Genomic DNA, 21,091 nt, shown 5'->3' with positions numbered 1-21,091 from the left:
CCGAGGAGGACCGCCACCGCCGTCGGCTTCTCGCCGGACCGCTACCCGGCCGGTGCGCCGGTGGGTGTGGTGGTCGGCTTGCCGCCGCCACCGCCCGGCTTGCCGCCACCGCCCGGGGTGGTGGTGTCCGTGGGCGTCGGCTGGGTCTGGCAGCCGCTGGGCAGCCCGGGGATCAGGCAGGTGGTGGTCGGGCCCGGCTTCTTGGTCGGCGTGTGGGTCGGCTGGTCGCCGGGGCAGTCCACTCCGGGCACGCAGGTCGCGGTGGGCTGCGGCTGCTGCGGCTGGACCGGCTGCGTCGGCTGCTGGGTCTGGGCCGGGGCCGACGGGCTGTCGGCCGCGGTCGGCGTCGGGGCCGCCGTGGCCGTGGACGGCGCGCCGGAGGAGTCGACCTCGGTGCCGACCGGCTGCGGGTTCGGGAAGTCCAGCTTCTTCTCGTTGGCCAGCGCGGCCGCCATGTACCGGGTGAAGACGTCGGTCGGGATGTCACCACCGTGGATGGACGCCTTGCCGCCGGTGCCGTTCAGCGAGAGCCGGTCGTGCTTGTTCGGGTCCTCTCGCCACATCGCGACACTGGTCACCAGCTGCGGGGTGTAGCCGACCCACCAGGCCGACTTGTTCTGGTCGGTGGTACCGGTCTTGCCCGCCACCGGACGGCCCAGCGCGAGGGTCTTGGTACCGGTGCCCTTCGCCGCCACGTTCACCAGGACGTCGGTGACGTTGTCGGCGACGGCCGGCTCCAGCGCGGTCTTCGGCTCCTTCTTGCCGAAGCCCGGGCGCTCCACGCCGCTCACCTCGACCTTGGTGACCGAGTACGGCTCGGCCTCCTTGCCGCTGGCCGCCAGGGTGCCGTAGGCGGTGGCCATCCGGATCGGGCTGATGGTGGAGGTGCCGAGCGGGAAGGTCGCGGTCTTCGGGTCGGCGAGGCTCTCCTTCTTGACGCCCATCTGCACCGCGATGTCGGCGACGTTCTGCCCGCCGACGTCCTGGTTGAGCTGGACGAAGGGCACGTTGTACGAGTACTGCATGGCCTGCCGCAGCGAGACGTAGCCGCGCTTGCCGGCGTCCTCGTTCTTCTGCCGGTAGGGCTTGCCGTCGTCGCCGATCACCAGCGAGCCGTCCGGCTTGCGGATCTCCGACATGTCGTCGGCGAGGTAGCGGCTGTCCGCGTTGATGCGCTTGGGCTTGCCGTCGTCGCCCTTCGCGGTCTGCACGCCGACCTGCATCGCGGTGGCCAGCACGAAGGGCTTGAAGGTCGAGCCGACCTGGACACCGGTGGCGTCGGCGTTGTTGTCGAAGTGGCCGTTCTCCACGCCGTCGCCGCCGTAGAGGGCGACGATCGCACCGTCGCCGGGGCGGATGCTGGCGGAGCCGAACTGGATGAAGGTGTCGTTGTCCGGACGCTTCTGCGGGTTGAGGTTCTCCGCCTTGACGTCGTCCACGGCCTTCTTCAGGGCGTCGACCTTGTCCTTCTCGAAGGTCGTGTAGATCTTCAGACCGCCCTTGTCGAGCACCTGCTGGGTGATCGTCTTGTCGGTCTGCATCACGTACTTGTTGGCGGTGTCGACCAGGTAGCTGATCTCACCGTTCATGTTCGAGCTGGGCTTGAGCGCGATCGGCTGCGGGAACGCGGTGCACTTGGCCCGCTCCTCGGGGGTGATGGCCTTGGTCTTCACCATCTGGTCGAGGATCCAGGACCACCGCCCCTCGGCCCGCTCCTTGTTGGCCGGGTTGGTGGGGTCGTAGTACGCCGCCCCCTTGAGCAGACCGGCCAGCATGGCGCTCTGGCAGACGTCGAGGTCCTTGGCGTCGATGCCGTAGTACGCCTGGGCGGCCGCCTGGGCGCCGTTCGCGCCGCGGCCGAACCAGCTGGTGTTCAGGTAGCCCTTGAGGATCTCGTTCTTCTCGAGCTTCTGGTCGACCTTCAGCGTGATGAAGAACTCCCGCACCTTGCGGGAGATCGTCTGCTCCTGGCTCAGGTAGGCGTTCTTGACGTACTGCTGGGTGATGGTCGAGGCGCCCTGGGTCTCCCCGCCCTTCGCCATGTTGTAGAGGGCGCGCAGCATGCCCTTGGGGTCGATGCCGTGGTCGTCGCGGAAGCTCTGGTTCTCCGCGGCGATGACGGCGTTCTGCAGGTTCGGGCTGATCTCCTCGAGCGGCACGATCTGGCGGTTGGTCTGACCCTTGCGGGTCATCTCGGTGCCGTCCGCCCAGTAGTAGATCGTGTTCTGGCCCTTGACCAGCTCGTTCATGTTGGGGATCTCGGTGGTCTGGTACAGGTAGAAGACCAGGCCGACGAAGCAGCCGAAGACGAACAGGAAGCCGCTCAGCCACTGCTTCCAGGACGGCAGCCAGCGCCGGATCCCGGTCTTGCCGAACCGCGGGTAGTCGATGAAGCGCTTCTTGCCCGGCCCGGCGGCCGCGGCAGCGGCTCCGGCGGCACCGCGCCGGCCACCGCCGCCGGCTCCCTTGCCGCCCTTCTGGGCGGCCTTGCGCATCTCCGCGCGGGTCATCCGCGGCTGCTGCGCGGTCTCCCGGACGCCCGACGGGCGTCGGCGGCCGATCCCGTCCGAGCTCAGCTCGTCAGGGCCCGGCCCTCCCCGACGGCCGCCGCCTCCCGGGGGCTGCTGCCCGTCACCGCCCGGGTCGGGCGTCCTTCGCCGTCGCTCGCTCATCTTCCAGCTACTCCTCGCCAGGCGTTTCCGACCTGAAGGCAGGGGTTCACGTCCGATGCCCGCCAACCGCCCTGATCCCGGAGGTGGTCCTCGTGCACACGCGACAGCGTACGCAGCAGCGAAATACAACTAATCGGGCATAATTCGCCAATAACCGCAAAACGGCGACAGATCATTACAAGCCCGTTGCCAAGCCCACCCGCGCGTCGGCTTGTGATCACATTCACGCGAGCCCCACTTGCCGGTTCCCTGGGCCGGGTTTACTGTTCTCGATATATCGAGCCGATACATCGAAGCGGAATACCGCCGGACACGCTGGAATACTGCCGGATACGGCGGCCGGGCCGCGGCCGAGAGGGAGGAGGACGACAGCAGTGGGCAGACGCTCGGGAGTGCTGGAGTTCGCCGTTCTCGGCCTGCTCCATGACGCTCCGATGCACGGCTACGAGCTGCGCAAGCGGCTCAACATCCTGCTCGGAACCTTCCGGGCACTCTCCTACGGAACGCTCTACCCCTGCCTGAAGAGCCTCGTCGCCCAGGGCTTCCTGGTCGAGGACAACCCGGACGTCGAGTACGTCCCGGCCACGGCCCTCAACGGCAAGCGGTCCAAGATCGTCTACCGGCTCTCCGCCGAGGGGAAGCAGCGCTTCGAGGAACTGCTGGCCGACTCCGGGCCGGACGCCTGGGAGGACGAGCACTTCGGCGTCCACTTCGCGTTCTTCGGCCAGACCGACCGCGCCGTGCGGATGCGCGTCCTGGAGGGGCGCCGCGGTCGGCTGGAGGAGCGCCTGGAGCGGATGCGCAATTCGCTGGCCCGCGCCCGCGAGCGGTTCGACGACTACACCGTCGAACTCCAGCGGCACGGACTGGAGTCGGTGGAGCGCGAGGTCCGTTGGCTCAACGAGCTGATCGAGACCGAGCGGTCCAACCGCACCGGCCGGACCGGACCCGCCGGCGGCGGGAACGCGACCGCCGGCCCCCCCAAGACTTCGGACGGCCGTGGCCGGGAGGGCGGGTCCTCCGACCCGTCCGGGCCGCCGTACGACCGCCCGGGGCGCTCCGACCAGGAGCGCTGACACCGCGCCAGCCCTGTGCCGCGCGGAAGGATCGGGCGCCTCGCGCCCTTCGAAGCATCATCGATAGAAGCACGAGAGTGCCGCCGGGCTCGGCGGTCCTCATGAGATCACAGGGAGCCCGGACATGGGTTCGGTTCGCGTAGCAATCGTGGGCGTCGGCAACTGCGCCGCGTCGCTGGTGCAGGGCGTCGAGTACTACAAGGACGCCGACCCGGCGAGCAAGGTCCCCGGGCTGATGCACGTCCAGTTCGGCGACTACCACGTCCGTGACGTGGAGTTCGTCGCGGCCTTCGACGTCGACGCCAAGAAGGTCGGCTTCGACCTGGCCGACGCCATCGGCAACAGCGAGAACAACACCATCAAGATCTGCGACGTGCCGCCGACCGGCGTCACCGTCCAGCGCGGCCACACCCTCGACGGCCTGGGCAAGTACTACCGGCAGACCATCGAGGAGTCGGACGAGGCCCCGGTCGACGTCGTCCAGGTCCTGAAGGACCAGCAGGTCGACGTCCTGGTCTGCTACCTGCCGGTGGGCTCCGAGGACGCGGCCAAGTTCTACGCCCAGTGCGCCATCGACGCCAAGGTCGCCTTCGTGAACGCCCTGCCGGTGTTCATCGCGGGCACCAAGGAGTGGGCGGACAAGTTCACCGAGGCCGGCGTGCCGATCGTCGGTGACGACATCAAGTCCCAGGTCGGCGCCACCATCACGCACCGCGTGATGGCCAAGCTGTTCGAGGACCGCGGTGTCATCCTCGAGCGCACCATGCAGCTGAACGTCGGCGGCAACATGGACTTCAAGAACATGCTCGAGCGCGAGCGCCTGGAGTCCAAGAAGATATCCAAGACCCAGGCCGTCACCTCGCAGATCCGCGACCGCGAGCTGGGCGACAAGAACGTCCACATCGGCCCCTCGGACTACGTGGCCTGGCTGGACGACCGCAAGTGGGCGTACGTCCGCCTCGAGGGTCGCGCGTTCGGCGACGTCCCGCTGAACCTGGAGTACAAGCTCGAGGTCTGGGACTCCCCGAACTCCGCCGGTGTCATCATCGACGCCGTGCGCGCCGCGAAGATCGCCAAGGACCGCGGCATCGGCGGCCCGATCCTGTCGGCCTCCTCGTACTTCATGAAGTCCCCGCCGGTCCAGTACTTCGACGACGAGGCCAAGGAGAACGTCGAGAAGTTCATCCGCGGCGAGGTCGAGCGCTGAGCGCAGCGAGGTTCGCGAATGTCGAGCACCGAGCGCTGAGCACCGAGCGCTGAGCACCGAGCGCTGAGCTCCGACAGTGCGTGAGAAGGGCCCACGGTCTACGGATCGTGGGCCCTTCACGTTTCCGTGGACGATGTTTCACGTGAAACGACCACCGGTTCCATGGCACCCTGGGCGGGTGGCGATCACCGAGAACGGCAGCACCCACCAGCCCGCGCACCGCGCCACGCTCCTCGACCTGCTCCGGGGCCGCGACTTCCGGCGGCTGCTGACCGCCCGGGTGCTCTCCCAACTCTCCGACGGCGTCTTCCAGGTCTCGCTCGCCGCCTACGTGGTCTTCTCCCCCGAGAAGCAGTCCTCCCCCGCCGACATCGCCTCGGTGCTGGCCGGGATGCTGCTGCCGTTCTCGGTGATCGGTCCGTTCGCCGGGGTGCTGCTGGACCGGTGGCGCCGCCGCCAGGTCCTGTACGTCGGCAACCTCGCCCGCTTCGGCCTGGGCCTGGTCACCGGGGCGCTGCTCCTGGCCAAGGCACCGAACTGGCTGTTCATCGCCTCCGCCCTGTTGGTCACCGCGCTCAACCGGTTCATCCTGGCCGGTCTGTCGGCCGCCCTGCCCCGGGTGGTGGAGCAGGACCAGCTGGTCACCGCCAACGCGCTCTCGCCCACCCTCGGGACGGTCGCCGCCGCCCTGGGCGGCGCCGTCGGCTTCCTGCTCCACCAGGTGATCGCCCCCGGCCCGACGGCGGACGCCGCACTGGTCACGGTGGCCTCGCTGCTCTACCTGTCGGCCGCGCTGGCCGCCCGCCGGATGGACCGCGACCTGCTCGGCCCGGACCAGCACGAGGACCGCCCGCCGCTCGGCCAGGCGCTGGTCCGGGCCGCCGTCGAACTCGGCGCCGCGGTGCGCCACCTGGTGCGGGACTGCCGGCCCGCCGTGCACGCGCTGGCCGCCGTCACCGCCGCCCGGTTCTGCTACGGCGTGCTGATCGTGGTCGTGGTGATGCTCGCCCGGTACACCTTCAATGATCCGGGCGACCCCTCGGCCGGCCTGGTCACCCTGGGCCAGGCGGTCGGCCTCTCCGCCGCCGGGTTCTTCATCGCCGCGGTGGTCAGCCCGTGGTGCACCCGTCGGCTCGGCCTGGCCGGCTGGATGACGGCCTGCCTGGTCGCCCCGGTGCTCTTCGTCCCGGCGCTCGGCCTGAGCTTCTCCCTGGTGCCGTGCCTGATCGCCGCCCTGCTGCTCGGGGTGGTGACCCAGGGCACCAAGATCTGCGCCGACACCGTGGTGCAGGAGACGGTCGAGGACGAGTACCGCGGCCGGGTCTTCGCCATCTACGACGTGCTGTTCAATGTCGCCTTCGTGGCCGCCGCCATGGTCACCGCGCTGGTGCTGCCGCTGTCCGGCCGCTCGGTCGTGGTGGTCGTCGGGGTCGCCGCGGTCTACGCCGTCACGGCCGTCCTCTACCTGCGCGCCGTACGCCGTCGCCCACTTCCCTGACCGGTTCTCCACGAGTCCCCCGGGGCCTCGGAACGGAGGGCGTCAGGCCGAGTCGCTAAGGTGTCAGACCTGTCGCAGCGACAGCACTCTGTCTCGGGGGACGAACTGATGAGCACACCGCCCAGCCCGTACGGACCGCCGCACCCGGCGCCCCCGGGCCCGCCCGGCGCCCAGTCCTACGGCGCGCCCGTTCCGCCGCCGGCCAACCCGTACGGGGCGCCGCCGGCCCACGGGCAGCCGCCGCAGCCCGCACCGGCCGGCTACGGCGCGCCGCCGGCGTACGGGCAGGCGCCGTACGGGCAACCGCCGTACGGGCAGCCGGCCTACGGACAGGCGCCGTACGGACCGCCGCAGCCGCCGGCCGGGGCGTACGGCTACCCGCAGCCCGCCGCTCCGGCCCCGGGCGCGCCCACCGCCCCCGCGAAGAAGCTCGGCACCAAGTCCAAGCTGAAGGCGGTCGGCCTGGTCGGTGGCGGCATAGCCCTGGCGGTCGGGTACTTCGTCGCCGGGCCGAGCGTCAGCAGCGCCAAGCCCGGCGACTGTGTGCGGGTGAGCGGGTCCCGTGACGTCGAGATCGTCAAGTGCACTGATTCCCAGGCGAATTACCGCGTACTGTCGAAGTTCGAAGGCACCACCGATGTGAACCGCTGCAAGCAGACGCCGCAGACCACCAGCGCCGTCTCGGGCAAGAGCGGCCGCCGCTGGAACAAGAAGCGGTACGTGCTCTGCCTCGGCCCGATGACCCCCGCCCCCACCGGCCTCCCGCCCGTGAAGAAGTCCTGACCCCGTCCGCCACTCCGTCCCCGGGGGGACCACTTGTCCGTTCCGCCACCGCCCCAGATGCCGTACGGTCCGCCACCCGGCGACGGCAACCCCTACTCCTCCGGCGGTGCCTACGGCGCTCCGCCCCCGCCGCCCGGCCAGCCCGGGTACGGCTACCCGAGCGCCCCGCCGCCGCCCGAGCAGCCGTACGGCTACCCGCAGCCCGCGCCGGGCTACGGCTACGGGTACCCGCCGCAGGGCCCGACGGACGGGGTGACCTGCCGGTTCTGCGGGGGCTACCCGGCGGTGAACGCCACCGTCCGCGGCCACCAGGGCCTGCTGGTGGCCTACCGGATGCTGCGGATGTCCGGCCCGTTCTGCCGCACCTGCGGGACGGCCACCGTGCGCGACATGTCCGCCCGGACGCTGGTCCAGGGCTGGTGGAGCCTGGTGTCGTGGTTCCTGACCCCGATCACGCTGCTGCTGAACCTCGTCCCGCACAACAAGTTCAAGCGGCTGCAGCCGCCCGTCCCGGGCAGCCACGGTCCGCAGCTCGACCCGGGCGTGCCGCTGACCAGCCGGCCGCACATGGCGATGCTGCTGGTGCCGGTCTCGCTGGCGGTCACCCTCGTGCTGGCCGCCACCGGTGTGCTCGGCCCTGCCAAGCACACCCCGTCCGACCCGATCACCGCGGCTCCGGCGCCGTCCCCCTCCGGCTTCACCTTCACGCCGTCGCCGCCGCCGGCCTTCCCGTCGCCGACCTTCACGATGCCGGCGGTGCCGAGCATCACCCTGCCGCCGATCACCACGCCGAGCGCCGCGGCCGACGACACGGACGCCGTGGACGCGGCCAAGGCGGGCGACTGCCTGCGCAACGAGAACGGCCCGGTCGGCGAGACCACCGACACCCACCCGAAGGTCTCGGTGCTGCCCTGCACGGACGCCAAGGCCCAGTACAAGGTGATCTGGAAGTACCTCGCCACGTCCGACGAGAAGGTCTGCGAGAAGCAGTCGAAGGCGGACAGCTGGTACACCCGCACCTACACCAACCTCCCCGCGCTGAACTACGTGCTCTGCCTCAAGAAGCTCAAGTAGCCCGGCGGACGCGCGAGGGGTGGCCCCGGCCGAGTGCCGGGACCACCCCTCGTGTCGTGTCGGAAGCCGCAGCCGGCGTCAGCCCTGCTGCTGCCCGGCCCACCAGGCCCGCAGCGCCGCGACCGCCTCCTCGTGCTCCATCGGGCCGTTCTCCAGCCGGAGGTCGAGCATGTGCTTGTACGCCTTGCCGACCTGCGGGCCGGGCCTGAGGCCGAGCAGCTCCATGATCTGGTTGCCGTCCAGCGCCGGGCGGATGGCGTCCAGCTCCTCCTGCGCCTTCAGCTCGGCGATCCGGGTCTCCAGACCGTCGTAGGTGCGCGAGAGCGCGGCCGCCTTCTTCTTGTTGCGCGTGGTGCAGTCGGAGCGGGTCAGCTTGTGCAGGCGCTCCAGCAGCGGCCCGGCGTCGGCCACGTAGCGGCGCACCGCGGAGTCGGTCCACTCGCCGCCGCCGTAGCCGTGGAAGCGCAGGTGCAGCTCGACCAGGCGGGAGACGTCCTCGGTGAGCTCCTTGGAGTACTTGAGCTCGCGCATCCGCTTGCGGGTCATCTTGGCGCCGACCACCTCGTGGTGGTGGAACGAGACCCGGCCGTCCGGCTCGAAGCGGCGGGTGCGCGGCTTGCCGATGTCGTGCAGCAGCGCGGCCAGCCGCAGGGTGAGGTCCGGGCCGTCCTGCTCCAGGTCGATGGCCTGCTGCAGCACGGTCAGCGAGTGCTCGTAGACGTCCTTGTGCCGGTGGTGCTCGTCGCGCTCCAGCCGCAGCGCGGGCAGCTCGGGCAGCACGTGGTCGGCCAGGCCGGTGTCCACCAGCAGCCGCAGGCCCTTCACCGGGTGCGCGGACAGCAGCAGCTTGTTGAGCTCGGCCTGGACCCGCTCGGCGGACACGATGGTGATCCGCTCGGCCATCGCCGTCATCGCGGCGACCACCTCGGGCGCCGGGTCGAAGTCCAGCTGGGCGGCGAAGCGGGCGGCCCGCATCATCCGCAGCGGGTCGTCGGAGAAGGACTCCTCGGGGGTGGCGGGGGTGCGAAGCACCCGGGCCTCCAGGTCGTCCAGGCCGTGGTGCGGGTCGACGAAGCCGCGGCCGGGCAGGTCGACGGCCATCGCGTTGACCGTGAAGTCCCGGCGGACCAGGTCCTGCTCGATGGTCTCGCCGTAGGTGACCTCGGGCTTGCGCGAGGTGCGGTCGTAGGCCTCGGAACGGTAGGTGGTGATCTCGATCAGGAAGGAGCCCTCGGGGGTGTCCTTGCGGGCCCCGACCGTGCCGAAGGCGATGCCGACGTCCCAGACCGCGTCCGCCCAGCCCTTGACCAGCTTGAGCACCTGCTGCGGGCGGGCGTCGGTGGTGAAGTCCAGGTCGTTGCCGAGCCGGCCGAGCAGCGCGTCCCGGACCGAGCCGCCGACCAGCGCCAGCCGGTGACCGGCCGCCTGGAAGCGGCGGGCGATCTCGTCGGCGACCGGCGACACCCGCAGCAGTTCTTGCAGCCCCAGGGTCTGGGCCTCGCTCAGGCCTGGTACGGCCCGGACGGCGGTGCTGGGACGGTCGGTGCGCGTGGTGGGCTCATTGGCAGTGGACACGGCTCACAAGGGTACGTGCCGCGGAAGGTCAACCGCCCGCGCGTTTTGGGCGTCTCACCCCACAGCCCGCAACACTGCACCACGGGCTGCATCGTTACCATGCCGGTGGACGAGTCTCGGGCACCGGACAGGGGACGCGGTGTCGCGTGCCGCCACGGCCCGCGGACCTCCTGCGGTGGCGGTGCGGCACGGCGCCGGGCGGAGCGTTCCGGGCGTTCCGGAAGGGCGTTCCGGAATTCCGGGATTTTCAAGGGTTCCAAGATTTTCAAGCGAAGACCGTCGGGTGGACCGCGCCGGACGGGACGAACAGCATCAGCAGCGAGCGATCGAGAACGGCGAGGGCGAAGCGAGTGAGTGAGCCGGCACGGCACTCGGGCCTGGGGGCGCACCGACAGCCTGGACGGGCCGAGCGCCCCGCCGACGGACGCCATCCGGTCCGCCGGGCGGGCCTGCGCCTCGCCGCCGCCTGCGCGGCCGCCCTGACCCTCTTCACGGCCGCTCCGGCCGGTGCGCTGCCGGGCGGCGGCAACCTCCGGGCCGGCGGCGACTCCACCGCCTCGGCCGAGTACCCGGTGGTCGTGACCATCGAGTCGCTGGCCCCGCAGGTGGCCGCCCCCAACGGCACCGTGACGATCACCGGGCACGTCACCAACTCCGGCAAGTCGGCGCTCAAGGGCGCCCACGCCGCCGTCCGCAAGCCGTACTCCGGCAGGCCGCTGGACCGGCGCAGCGACCTGGCCAACGTGGCCGGCCGCTCCGCGCCGGACGCCAAGGACGGCGTCGAGCTGGAGAGTCCGCAGTACGCCCTGCCGGAGCTGAACCCGGGCCAGACCCTGCCGTACACGCTGAGCGTCGCGGTGAACGACCTCGGGCTGTCGTCGAGCGGCGTGTACGAGCTCGCGGTGGACGCCTGGGGCTCGACCGCCGACAACCCGCGCGACCGGGCCCTGGGCATCGCCCGGAGCTTCCTGCCGTACAACCCGGGCGGCGCCGAGGCGCAGCCCACCAAGGTCGCCACGCTCTGGCCGCTGGTCCACGCGCCGGTGCTCGCCGCGCAGACCACCTCCGACAACGAGCAGACCGTCCCGGTGCTGCGCGACGACAGCCTGGCCACCGAGTTCGCGCCGGGCGGGCGGCTGTACGAGCTGGTCGACACCGGCGCCAAGCTGCCCGGGCTGACCTGGATGATCGACCCGGACCTGTTGGACGCCGCGCTCGCGATGACCAAGCCGTACCGGGTGCAGAACCCCGGCACCGAGGCCGGCGGCAAGCCCGCCAAGGACGACAACACCGTCGTCCGCGGTGCCTCGGCCGCCGCCGGCGCCTGGCTGGACAAGCTGCGGGCCGCGGTCGCCAAGCCGGACAGCCAGGTGGTCGCGCTGCCCTACGCCGACCCGGACATCGCCTCCATCGCGCACAACGGCGCCGACCTGTCCGGGATGCCGGCCGCGCTGAACAAGGCGGCCGCGGCCGGCCGGCTGACCGTCGAGGGCCGACTCTCCGTGGACACCCGCGCCGACGTCGCCTGGCCGTACGAGGGCTACGTCGACCAGCAGATCGCCGCCCTCGCCCAGCAGACCGGCAGCGGGCTGCTGCTGGCCGGCGGGGCGAGCATGCCAGAGCCGGACGCGCTGAGCTACACCCCCACCGCGGTGCGCCCGGTCGGCAACGGGCAGAACGCCGTGGTCGCCGACGAGACGGTCTCCGGGCTCTTCCAGCAGGACCTGAGCACCGCGAAGGAGCAGACCGAGTCCACCCAGCGCTTCCTCGCCGAGACCTTCGCGATCACCCACGAGCAGCCGCAGAACCAGCGCGGCCTGCTGGTCATGCCGCCGCGCGAGCTGAGCGTCACCACCGCCAAGGTGCTGGCGAACGCCCTGCAGGCGGCGTCCGGCAAGTGGATCGCCCCGGTCAAGCTGGACGCGGTGGCCCAGACCCCGCCCGACGCGAAGGCCAACACCGGCCTCCCCGCCGCCACCGACTACCCGACCAAGGCCCGTGCCTCGGAGCTGTCGGCGGCCCACCTGGACAGCACCGACCGCGTCCAGTACGACCTGGACACCCTGATGCGGGTGCTCACCCTGCCGCAGCGGGTGCGCGGTCCGTTCAACGCCGCCATGGTCCGTTCGCTGTCCACCGAGTGGCGCGACCGGCCCTCGGCGGGCGAGGACTACCTCAAGGGCGTCAAGCAGTACCTGAAGGAGCTGACCGGCGCCGTCCAGGTGCCGCACAAGACCGAGGTCACCCTGGCCGGCAACACCGGCCTGCTGCAGGTCAGCGTCCGCAACGACCTGACCCAGACGGTCACCAACCTGAAGCTGGTGCTCACGTCGAGCCAGCCGAACAGGCTGAACGTGAAGAAGGAGGAGGAGCTGGTCCTCCCCGCTTCGCAGAGCGCCACCCTCCGCTTCCAGGCCGAGGCGCACAACAACGGGCCGGTCCAGATGACCGCCCAGCTGTGGACCACCGGCCCCAACCCGCGGCCGTACGGCCCCGCCCAGCAGTTCACGGTCCAGGTGACCTCGGTGACCAACGGCGTGCTGTACGTCTTCGCGGGCGCCGGCCTGCTCCTGCTGCTGGCCGCGGTGCGCTTCGTGCGCCAGCGCAAGCGGCGGGGCGGCCGGCCGCACGAGGACGGCGACCAGCCGGTCGGCGACGCCCCCGCGACGGACGGGGCCGCGGCCCGCGAGCCGGCGGCGGACGGCGCGGACGGCGCTGGCGCCACGGACGGCACTGGCGCCACGGACGGGACCGCGGCGACCGGCGGAGCCGACGGCGCCCCCGCGGACGGGCCCGCGGACGACGCCGCCGGTGACGGTCCCGCGCAGACACCGCGCGCCAGCAGCCCGGATGGCCGGGATAGGGCCGCCAGTGATGAGAAGGTTGGTCCTTGATACCGCCGACCCCCCGCGACGCCGGGCCGGTCTCCCCCCAACGACAGCGAAGAGGTGACATGACCGGGCGCAGCGAGGAGCGGCCGCCGGGCCGCGGTGAGAGCCGGCCGGGTGCCGAGTCGCCGTCCGGCGACTGGTACGTGGCCGACACCTACGCCCAGGACCCGTACGCGGCCGACGCCTACGGGACCGCGCAGGACGGCCAGGACCCGTACGGTCTGCAGGCCGGTCGGCCGGCCGCGCCGCAGCAGCCGGCCACCGCGTACGACGTGCCGCCGCAGCTGCCGCCGCAGGCCGGCGGCTACCCGACGCCGGTGCCGCCGGCCCCGTACCCGGCGGCGGACCAGTTCTCGCCGCCGGTTCCCCCGGTGCAGCCCGGCTGGGACACCCCGGCGCAGGGCGACTGGCAGCAGGAGCCGGCCCCGGCACCGGCCCGCGGCCCCTGGGGCGCTGCCGAGCATCCGCAGCAGTCACAGCAGCCGCAGCAGCAGTGGGAGCCCGGCCCGGCGCACTCGGCCTGGGACACCGAGACCACCGAGTACGTCGGGGTGGACGCGCTGTTCGGCGGCCGCCCGGTCGAGGCCGCGGGCCAGCCGCCGGTGCCGCAGCCCGCCCAGGCCCCGCAGCCGGCCCCGATGCCGCAGCCGGGCGTCCCCGGCGCCGTGCCGCCCGGCGGCCCCGCGCCGTACCCGCCGATGGGCGGCCACCCCGGGCGACCGCAGCCCGGCGGTCCCGGCGGGCAGCGCCCCTTCGTGCCCCCGATCGAGTTCGACCCGCCGCTCTCCGAGGAGGAGGCCACCCAGCAGGTGGCCGCCGTCGCGGTGCCCCCGGCGGTCGAGCCGCTGGCGGACGTCGCCGACGACCTCGCCGAGGAGCGCGCCGAGCGGCAGCCCGCCACCGCGCCCGCCCCGGCGGCCGGCGGCGGGGGCAAGGTCGCCAGCCTGCTGAACTCCAGCGCGATCATGGCGGCCGGCACGCTGGTCTCCCGCGGTACCGGCTTCCTCCGCACCATGGTCATCACCACCGCCATCGGCGTCAGCGTGATGGGTGACTCGTACAACGCCGCGAACACCCTGCCGACCCTGCTCTACATCCTCATCGGCGGCGGCGCGCTGAACGCGGTCTTCGTGCCGCAGCTGGTGCGCAGCATGAAGAACGACGAGGACGGCGGCACCGCGTACGCCAGCCGACTGCTCACCCTGGTGATGGTCGGGCTCGGCGGCGTGGTGTTCCTGGCCGTGCTCGGGGCGCCCGTCCTGGTCCAGCTGATCGCCCACCCGATGATGGCGAACCCGGAGCGCGCCGAGACCACAGTGGCGCTGGCCCGCTACTGCCTGCCCACGATCTTCTTCATGGGCATCCACGTGGTGATGGGCCAGATCCTCAACGCCCGCGGCCGGTTCGGCGCCATGATGTGGACCCCGGTCCTGAACAACATCGTGGTGATCTTCACCTTCTCGGCCTACATCTGGGTCTACGGCGGCTTCGGCACCACCCACGTCACCCCCGAGTCCATCTCGCCCGAGGGCGTCCGGCTGCTCGGCATCGGCACCCTGATCGGCCTGGTCGTCCAGTCACTGGCGATGATCCCGTACCTGCGGGCGGCCGACTTCCACTACCGTCCGCGCTTCGACTGGCGCGGCCACGGCCTGGGCAAGGCCGCCCGACTGGCCAAGTGGACGTTCTTCTTCGTGCTCGCCAACCAGGCCGGCTACCTGGTGATCACCCAGCTGTCCACCAAGGCGGGGGCCGCCGCCGCGGCGGCCGGCCACGGCGGTGTCGGTCTGGCCGCGTTCTCCAACGCCCTGCTGATCTGGCAGCTCCCGCAGGCCGTGATCACCGTCTCGATCATGAGCGCGGTGCTCCCCCGGCTCTCCCGGGCGGCCGCCGACGAGGACGCCGGCGCGGTCCGCGACGACCTCTCCTACGGACTGCGCACCACGGCGGTGGCCGTCGTCCCGGCCGCGTTCCTGTTCCTGTCGCTCGGCCCGGTGATCGGCCGTTCGATCTACGCGGTCGGCGGCAACGAGTCGGTGCTGAACGACGCCACCAACGTCGGTCTGATGCTCTCCGCCTTCGCACTGGGCCTGATCCCCTACTCGGCCCAGTACGTGATGCTGCGTGGCTTCTACGCCTACGAGGACACCCGGACGCCGTTCTCCAACACCGTCTGGGTCGCGGTCTGCCAGGCGGGCTTCTCGCTGCTGTGCTGGCTGCTGCTGCCCGCCGAGTGGACCGTGGTCGGCATCGCCTTCGGCTACGGCCTCGCGTACGCCGTCGGGGTGATGGTGGCCGTGCCGAAGCTGAAGAGGAAGATCGGCGGGCTCGACACCAAGCGGATCGGCAGGGTCTACAGCCGGCTGGCCGCCGCCTGCGTCCCCGCCGCGCTGGTCGGCCTCGGCGCCAGCCTCGGGGTCCAGCAGGTGCTCGGCGGCTGGGCGGGCAGCATCGCCTCCCTGGTCGTGGCCGGCGGCCTGCAGATGGCCGTCTTCGTGCTGATCGCGAAGCGCCTGCGGATCGAGGAACTGAACGCCATGCTGGGCATGGTCCGCGGCCGACTGGGCCGCTGACCGCCCCTTTTCGACGGCCGGACGAGCGGCGCCCTGAGCGGGCGTCAACCGGAGCGCAGGGCTCCTCCGCTCGTCCGGCCGAGTGCCGGGTCGCCGGTGGCCGGGCCCGCCCCGGCCACGAGATGGCGACCCGGTGTCCTATCTGCACCACATCTCTCCACCGATGGGCAACCGAGCGGACGCCTCAGCGGTCGTACCCGGGGGAGAAGAGTGGGCACAATTGTCCTGGAGCACAGGGCCGCCAACCCGCGGGCTCCAGCGACTCTCTCAGCCGGGGCGACACAAGGGGAGGCAGGACCACGGTGGCTGATGGCACCAAGGCCGTCGTCGACACGTCAGCAGCTGACGCGGCGGCGGACGAAGCCGCGCTGGCTGCGGCGATCGACGAGCTCGCGGTCGCGAAGGACACCGACGGGCGCGCCGGCGCCTCCGCCGAGCAGAGCGCCACCCCCACCGTCGTCCCGGCGAAGACCGACGAGACCCACGAGACCGACGCGGCCGACGAAGCCGACGGCAGCGACGACGCCGACGCCGCCGAGGCCGGCTCGGGGCGCCGCCCGCGGACCGGCGCCCCGGAGACCTGGGCCGGCGAGGAGACCTCCGAGATCACCGCGCCGCTCTCGGTCCACGAGATCGCCGCCGAACTGGCCGCCGGCTCCTCCCGGAAGAAGCCCGCCGCCGCGCCCGCCAAGCGCCGCCCCACCGACCCTCAGCCCACGGTCGACCCCCGCGACACCGGCACCCTCCCCCGCACCCTCCCCGCCCCGCAGCGGCGCAGCGGCGACATGATCGGCCACCGGTACCGGCTGGAGGAGTGCATCTCCCAGACCGACACCTTCAGCAGCTGGCGCGCCGTCGACGAGAAGCTGCGCCGCGCCGTCGGCGTCCACCTGATGGCCTCCGGCCACCAGCGGGCCCGCAAGGTGCTGGCCGCGGCCAAGTCCGCCGCCCTGCTCGGCGACCCGCGCTTCGTCCAGGTCCTGGACGCCGTCCAGGAGGGCGAGCTGGTCTACGTCGTGCGGGAGTGGCTGCCGCACTCCTCCGACCTGGCCAGGCTGCTCGCGAACGGCCCGATGGAGCCGCACGAGGCGTACCAGATGGTGCGCCAGGTCACCGACGCGGTCGCGGCCGCCCACCGGCGCGGCCAGGCCCACCTGCGGCTCACCCCGCGCTGCGTGCTGCGCACCGACAGCGGTCAGTACCGGATCAACGGCATCGCGGTGGACGCCGCCCTGCGCGGGCTCTCCGCCGAGGGCACCGAGGACGCCCAGCGCACCGACACCCGCGCGATCGGCGCTCTGCTGTTCGCCGCGCTCACCCACCGCTGGCCGTACCCGGAGGACCGCTACGACCTCCGGGGCCTGCCGAAGGGCCTCCAGAACGCCGCCCCCGACCAGGTCCGCGCCGGAGTCCACAAGGGCCTGTCCGAGCTCGCCGCACGGGCCCTGTTCGACCACCCGCCGCACCACGCCGAGCCGATCACCACCCCGGAGGAGCTGTTCCGGGCGATCGCGCAGATGCCGCGGATCCGGCCGCCCGAGCCGGAGCTGCCCGCCTACCCGGCACCGCCCCGGCACAACACCCACGCCCTGCCCACCGCGCCCAACCCGACCAGGGTGGCCGACCCGGCGGTCCCCCCGCTGCCCGCCTCCTCCCGGCCGACGGCGGCCCGGCGCACCCGGCGGCGGCTGCGCCGCGCGGTCAAGGCCACCGCCTGGACGGTCGCCCTGGGCGCGATCGGCGTCGCCTCCTGGCAGTTCGTCGGCAGCCTGCGCCACACCGGGCCGTCCGTCCCCGCCCCGCTGCCCTCGGTCACCAGCTCCTCGCCGACTGCCGCGCACCCCACCCCGCACCCGCCGGTACCGCTCACCATCAAGGGCGCGCAGTCGTACACCGTGCCGGGTTCCGGGTCGGAGGGGTCCGACGACCCGGCGAAGACCGTCGACGGCGACCCGAGCACCGTGTGGGAAACCCAGTGGTACGCCGACCAGTTCGGCCCCAAGCCGCCCGCCCTGCGACCGGGCACCGGGCTGCTGATCGACCTCGGCACCCAGCAGTCGGTCTCCTCGGTGAACGTCCAGTTCTCCGGCGAGACCACCGCGGAACTGCGGGTGCCCACCCCGGCGGCCGCCGCCAACCCGATGCAGGCCAAGCCGGACGCCTTCACCATCCTGGGGAAGAAGACCGGCGGAACCGCGGACTTCGCCCTGGACAACCCGGTCACCACCCGCTACCTCTTGATCTGGCTGACCGCCCTGCCGAAGAATTCCGAGGGAAAGTTCCAGGGCGGCGTCGCCGAGGTCAAGGTCTCCGGCTGACCGAGGCCGACCGACCCGGTACGACGCGGAAGGCCGAGGGGTGACAGTGGCGGACGACGACGCGGCCCTGCTCGCCCGGCACGTCGCCGGCGATCCGGACGCCTTCGGCCTGCTGGTGAACCGCCACCGGGACCGCCTCTGGGCGGTCGCACTGCGCACCCTGGGCGACCGCGAGGAGGCCGCCGACGCTCTCCAGGACGCCCTGGTCTCCGCCTTCCGTGCCGCCGCCGGCTTCCAGGGCCGCTCGGCCGTCACCACCTGGCTGCACCGGATCGTGGTCAACGCCTGCCTCGACCGCGCCCGGCGCGGCGCCACCCGCCGCACCACCCCGCTGGACGAGGACCCGCAGCGGCTGGACACCCTGGTGGGCTCCGCCGAGCCGGCCGACTCCCCCGTGGTCCGGGCCGAGCTGCACCGCGAGGTGACCGCAGCGCTCGCCGAACTGCCCGCCGAGCAGAGGGCCGCACTGGTCCTGGTCGACATGCAGGGCTACCCGGTCGCCGAGGCGGCCGAGCTGCTGGGCGTCCCGGTGGGCACCGTGAAGAGCCGCTGCGCGCGCGGCCGGGCCCGGCTGCTCCCGCTGGTGCGGCACCTGCGGGAGAGCGACGACGGGCCGGATGTTTCACGTGAAACACCGGACCCGACCCGCTCCGCCCCCTCGGGACGAGCCGCCCCGGGGAACCCGAAGCCCCCCGGCACCGTCAGAGGGACAGGCCCGAGCACCGGTCGGACGATTCTGGAAGGAGACGCGAGCACGCGATGACCGCCCCCCTCTCCTCCCCCGACCACGCCGGGAACCACCCCCCGGTCGAGCAGCTGGCCGACCTCGCCGAGGGGTTGGTCGACTCCCCCGAGGCCGTCGAGGCGCTGCACCGGCACCTGGACGGCTGCGCCGAGTGCCGGGAGACCGTCGACGCGCTCGCCGAGGTCCAGGCGCTGCTCGGTACCGTCGAGACCCCGCCGATGCCCGCCGACGTCGCCGCCCGGCTGGACGCCGCGCTGGCCCAGGCCGCCGCCGAGGACGCCACCGCCTCCGCCTCCACCGCCGAGGACGACCTCGGCCGCGCGGCCGCCGCCCGTCCCCAGACGGCCCCCACCGGCGCCGGACGCCCCGCCACCGGCCCCTCCGGCCCGCCCTCCCGGCCCGTCGGCCGTCCCGCCGCGGCCACCGGCCCCGGCCGCGCCCGTCCCCGCCGCCGTCGGATCGCCCTGCTGCTCGGCGCGGCCGCCGCCCTCGCCGCCCTCGGCCTCGGCGGAGCGCTGCTGCTGCACCCCGACGACCGCTCGGGCCCGACGGTCACCGCAGGCGCCCCGGCGGACAGCAGCGCCGCCGCGGAGCAGAGCGCCCGCACCCCGCACACGACGAGCGCCGGCACGGCCTATCGCGCCGACCGGCTCGCGACCCAGATCCAGCAGCTGCTGGCCCGCACGGAGCAGACCCCGGGAGCGGGCCCGACCGGGCTCGCCAAGCCCAACACCGTCCTGCCCGGCGCGGGCGCCCGGCCGGAGCCCACCGCCCCCTCCCCCTCCGCGGCCTGCCCGGCCCCCGCCTCCGGGCCGCCGCTGGCCACCGACCGGGGCAGCTACGAGGGTGCCCCGGTCGACGTCCTGGTCTACCCGGTGCCGGGCCACCCCGACCTGGTGGACGTCTACCTGCGCTCCGCCGACTGCGGTCCGGTCGTCCTGCACCAGAGCGTTCCCAGCCGCTGACCAGCGGTTCCCATGCGATCCACGTCGAGCGCGGCACGCCGCTTCCGGAGTTCGGGCGCCTGGTACTGATCCGCCTGGGAATGCGAGACACTGGTCAGTCGTTGTCCCGGGCGGCGGAGCAGGACCGCCCTCCCCGCAGCAAACGCGGGTCGCGATGCGAACCAGGAGAAGCAGTGAGCGACGTCCGTAACGTGATCATCATCGGTTCCGGCCCGGCCGGCTACACGGCCGCGCTCTACACGGCCCGTGCCTCCCTCAAGCCGCTGGTCTTCGAGGGGGCCGTCACCGCCGGTGGTGCGCTCATGAACACCACCGAGGTCGAGAACTTCCCGGGCTTCCGGGACGGCATCATGGGCCCCGAGCTGATGGACAACATGCGGGCGCAGGCCGAGCGCTTCGGCGCGGAGCTGATTCCGGACGACATCGTCGCGGTCGACCTCACCGGTGACGTCAAGACCGTCACCGACTCCGAGGGCAACGTGCACAAGGCGCGTGCCGTGATCGTCACCACCGGTTCCCAGCACCGCAAGCTCGGCCTGCCGAACGAGGACAAGCTCTCCGGGCGCGGCGTCTCCTGGTGCGCCACCTGTGACGGCTTCTTCTTCCGCGACCAGGACATCGCGGTGGTCGGCGGCGGTGACACCGCCCTGGAGGAGGCCACCTTCCTCTCCCGCTTCGCCAAGAGCGTCACGATCATCCACCGCCGGGACACCCTGCGCGCCTCCAAGGCGATGCAGGAGCGCGCCTTCGCCGACGAGAAGATCCGCTTCGAGTGGGACAGCGCGGTGGAGGCCATCCACGGCGACCCGAAGCTGACCGGCGTGACCCTGCGCGACACCACCACCGGCGAGACCCGCGAGCTGGCCGTCACCGGTCTGTTCATCGCGATCGGCCACGATCCGCGCACCGAGCTGTTCAAGGGCCAGCTGGACCTCGACGCCGAGGGCTACCTCAAGGTCGAGGCCCCCTCGACCCGGACCAACATCCCGGGCGTCTTCGGCGCCGGCGACGTCGTGGACCACACCTACCGCCAGGCCATCACGGCCGCCGGCACCGGCTGCTCCGCCGCGCTGGACGCCGAGCGCTACCTGGCCGCGCTGGACGACCTGGAGGCCAAGGCCGCCGCCGTGGCGGTCTGACCCCGGGCCACCGACCCACCCCGAGGGGGTGTTCCCCGTGGAACACCCCCGCCCCGGCCGGGCAGAAACAGAACGGGCCCACCCGTTGTTCTCCTGGCAGCAGCCCCCTCCGTCCGATCCCGAGGAGTTCCCGTGGCCGGCGCCACCACCACCGTCACCGACGCGACCTTCCAGGCCGACGTCCTGGACAGCAGCAAGCCCGTTCTGGTCGACTTCTGGGCCACCTGGTGCGGCCCGTGCCGCCAGGTCGCCCCGGTCCTGGAGGACATCGCGGCCGAGCACGGCGACAAGCTCACCATCGCCAAGCTCGACGTGGACGCCAACCAGGAGACGGCCGCCAAGTACGGCGTCATCTCCATCCCGACCCTGATCGTCTACAAGAACGGCGAGCCGGTGAAGTCCATCACCGGTGCCCGCCCGAAGGCCGCGCTGCTGCGCGAGCTGGCCGAGTTCATCTAGGTCCTCGGTCGTCGACCGCGCGGCGGGGGGGGGGGGGGGGGGGGGGGGGGGGGGGGGGAGGGGGGGGGGGGGAGGGGGGGGGGGGGGGGGGGGGGGGGGGGGGGGGGGGGGGGGTA

At 72.6% G+C, this 21,091-nt stretch carries 14 protein-coding genes; 12 read left to right on the top strand and 2 right to left on the bottom strand.

All coding sequences use genetic code 11. The features are described from left to right. Positions 1 to 41: 41 nt before the first annotated feature. Positions 42 to 2,672: a transglycosylase domain-containing protein gene (locus ACZ6Y7_RS01525; protein ID WP_465755846.1), complete on the bottom strand. Its 2,631-nt coding sequence runs from the start codon at positions 2,670 to 2,672 to the stop codon at positions 42 to 44. 374 nt (positions 2,673 to 3,046) lie between these two features. On the opposite strand from ACZ6Y7_RS01525, the gene ACZ6Y7_RS01520 reads away from it, so the two are divergent. The 5 genes from ACZ6Y7_RS01520 (at position 3,047) to ACZ6Y7_RS01500 (ending at position 8,310) form a co-directional block, all read left to right on the top strand. Next, positions 3,047 to 3,748, top strand: a complete 702-nt coding sequence (locus ACZ6Y7_RS01520) for a PadR family transcriptional regulator (RefSeq protein ID WP_465755845.1) — start codon at positions 3,047 to 3,049, stop codon at positions 3,746 to 3,748. Between the two features lie 124 nt (positions 3,749 to 3,872). After that, positions 3,873 to 4,955, top strand: a complete 1,083-nt coding sequence (locus ACZ6Y7_RS01515; RefSeq protein ID WP_402223754.1) for an inositol-3-phosphate synthase — start codon at positions 3,873 to 3,875, stop codon at positions 4,953 to 4,955. 178 nt (positions 4,956 to 5,133) lie between these two features. After that, complete coding sequence (locus tag ACZ6Y7_RS01510; RefSeq protein WP_465755844.1) at positions 5,134 to 6,453, top strand: MFS transporter; 1,320 nt, start codon at positions 5,134 to 5,136, stop codon at positions 6,451 to 6,453. Positions 6,454 to 6,561: 108 nt separating this feature from the next. Beyond that, positions 6,562 to 7,236, top strand: coding sequence for an LppU/SCO3897 family protein (locus ACZ6Y7_RS01505; RefSeq protein WP_465755843.1), 675 nt, complete (start codon positions 6,562 to 6,564; stop codon positions 7,234 to 7,236). A gap of 33 nt (positions 7,237 to 7,269) precedes the next feature. Further along, entirely contained in the window at positions 7,270 to 8,310 is a 1,041-nt protein-coding gene (locus tag ACZ6Y7_RS01500; RefSeq protein ID WP_465755842.1) for an LppU/SCO3897 family protein, read from the top strand. Positions 8,311 to 8,388: 78 nt separating this feature from the next. On the opposite strand, the gene ACZ6Y7_RS01495 is transcribed toward ACZ6Y7_RS01500, so the two are convergent. Further along, positions 8,389 to 9,816: a CCA tRNA nucleotidyltransferase gene (locus ACZ6Y7_RS01495; protein WP_465756458.1), complete on the bottom strand. Its 1,428-nt coding sequence runs from the start codon at positions 9,814 to 9,816 to the stop codon at positions 8,389 to 8,391. A gap of 419 nt (positions 9,817 to 10,235) precedes the next feature. Between ACZ6Y7_RS01495 and ACZ6Y7_RS01490 the strand changes: the two genes are divergently transcribed. The 7 genes from ACZ6Y7_RS01490 to trxA all read left to right on the top strand — a co-directional run bounded on the left by ACZ6Y7_RS01490 (position 10,236) and on the right by trxA (position 20,975). Next, positions 10,236 to 12,779 (top strand): DUF6049 family protein, encoded by a 2,544-nt coding sequence (locus ACZ6Y7_RS01490; RefSeq protein ID WP_465755841.1) that lies wholly within the window; start codon positions 10,236 to 10,238, stop codon positions 12,777 to 12,779. Between the two features lie 59 nt (positions 12,780 to 12,838). Continuing rightward, positions 12,839 to 15,349 carry a murein biosynthesis integral membrane protein MurJ gene (gene murJ / locus ACZ6Y7_RS01485; protein WP_465755840.1) on the top strand — a complete coding sequence of 837 codons (2,511 nt, stop codon included), beginning with the start codon at positions 12,839 to 12,841 and terminating at the stop codon, positions 15,347 to 15,349. 302 nt (positions 15,350 to 15,651) lie between these two features. Continuing rightward, on the top strand, positions 15,652 to 17,667 hold the full coding sequence (locus ACZ6Y7_RS01480) for a protein kinase family protein (RefSeq protein WP_465755839.1): 2,016 nt from the start codon (positions 15,652 to 15,654) through the stop codon (positions 17,665 to 17,667). 46 nt (positions 17,668 to 17,713) lie between these two features. Beyond that, positions 17,714 to 18,430, top strand: coding sequence for an RNA polymerase sigma factor SigM (gene sigM, locus ACZ6Y7_RS01475; RefSeq protein WP_465755838.1), 717 nt, complete (start codon positions 17,714 to 17,716; stop codon positions 18,428 to 18,430). Further along, a complete protein-coding gene (locus tag ACZ6Y7_RS01470; RefSeq protein ID WP_465755837.1) occupies positions 18,427 to 19,377 on the top strand; it encodes a hypothetical protein in 951 nt (316 codons plus the stop codon). Before sigM ends, ACZ6Y7_RS01470 begins: the two co-directional genes overlap by 4 nt. A gap of 173 nt (positions 19,378 to 19,550) precedes the next feature. Then, complete coding sequence (gene trxB / locus ACZ6Y7_RS01465) at positions 19,551 to 20,516, top strand: thioredoxin-disulfide reductase (protein WP_465755836.1); 966 nt, start codon at positions 19,551 to 19,553, stop codon at positions 20,514 to 20,516. Between the two features lie 132 nt (positions 20,517 to 20,648). Further along, on the top strand, positions 20,649 to 20,975 hold the full coding sequence (gene trxA / locus ACZ6Y7_RS01460; RefSeq protein ID WP_465755835.1) for a thioredoxin: 327 nt from the start codon (positions 20,649 to 20,651) through the stop codon (positions 20,973 to 20,975). Positions 20,976 to 21,091: the final 116 nt, after the last annotated feature.

It is taken from the genome of Kitasatospora sp. NPDC053308, assembly GCF_055585785.1.
The sequence above is the reverse complement of the archived record's forward strand: the minus strand, read 5'-3'. Positions and strand labels throughout refer to the sequence as shown.

Bases quoted from the DNA above. Each gene is read 5' to 3' on its own strand.
- ACZ6Y7_RS01525 (WP_465755846.1), bottom strand. From the start codon at position 2,672: ATGAGCGAGCGACGGCGAAGGACGCCCGACCCGGGCGGTGACGGGCAG.
- ACZ6Y7_RS01515 (WP_402223754.1), top strand. From the start codon at position 3,873: ATGGGTTCGGTTCGCGTAGCAATCGTGGGCGTCGGCAACTGCGCCGCG.
- ACZ6Y7_RS01505 (WP_465755843.1), top strand. From the start codon at position 6,562: ATGAGCACACCGCCCAGCCCGTACGGACCGCCGCACCCGGCGCCCCCG.
- murJ (WP_465755840.1), top strand. From the start codon at position 12,839: ATGACCGGGCGCAGCGAGGAGCGGCCGCCGGGCCGCGGTGAGAGCCGG.
- ACZ6Y7_RS01470 (WP_465755837.1), top strand. From the start codon at position 18,427: ATGACCGCCCCCCTCTCCTCCCCCGACCACGCCGGGAACCACCCCCCG.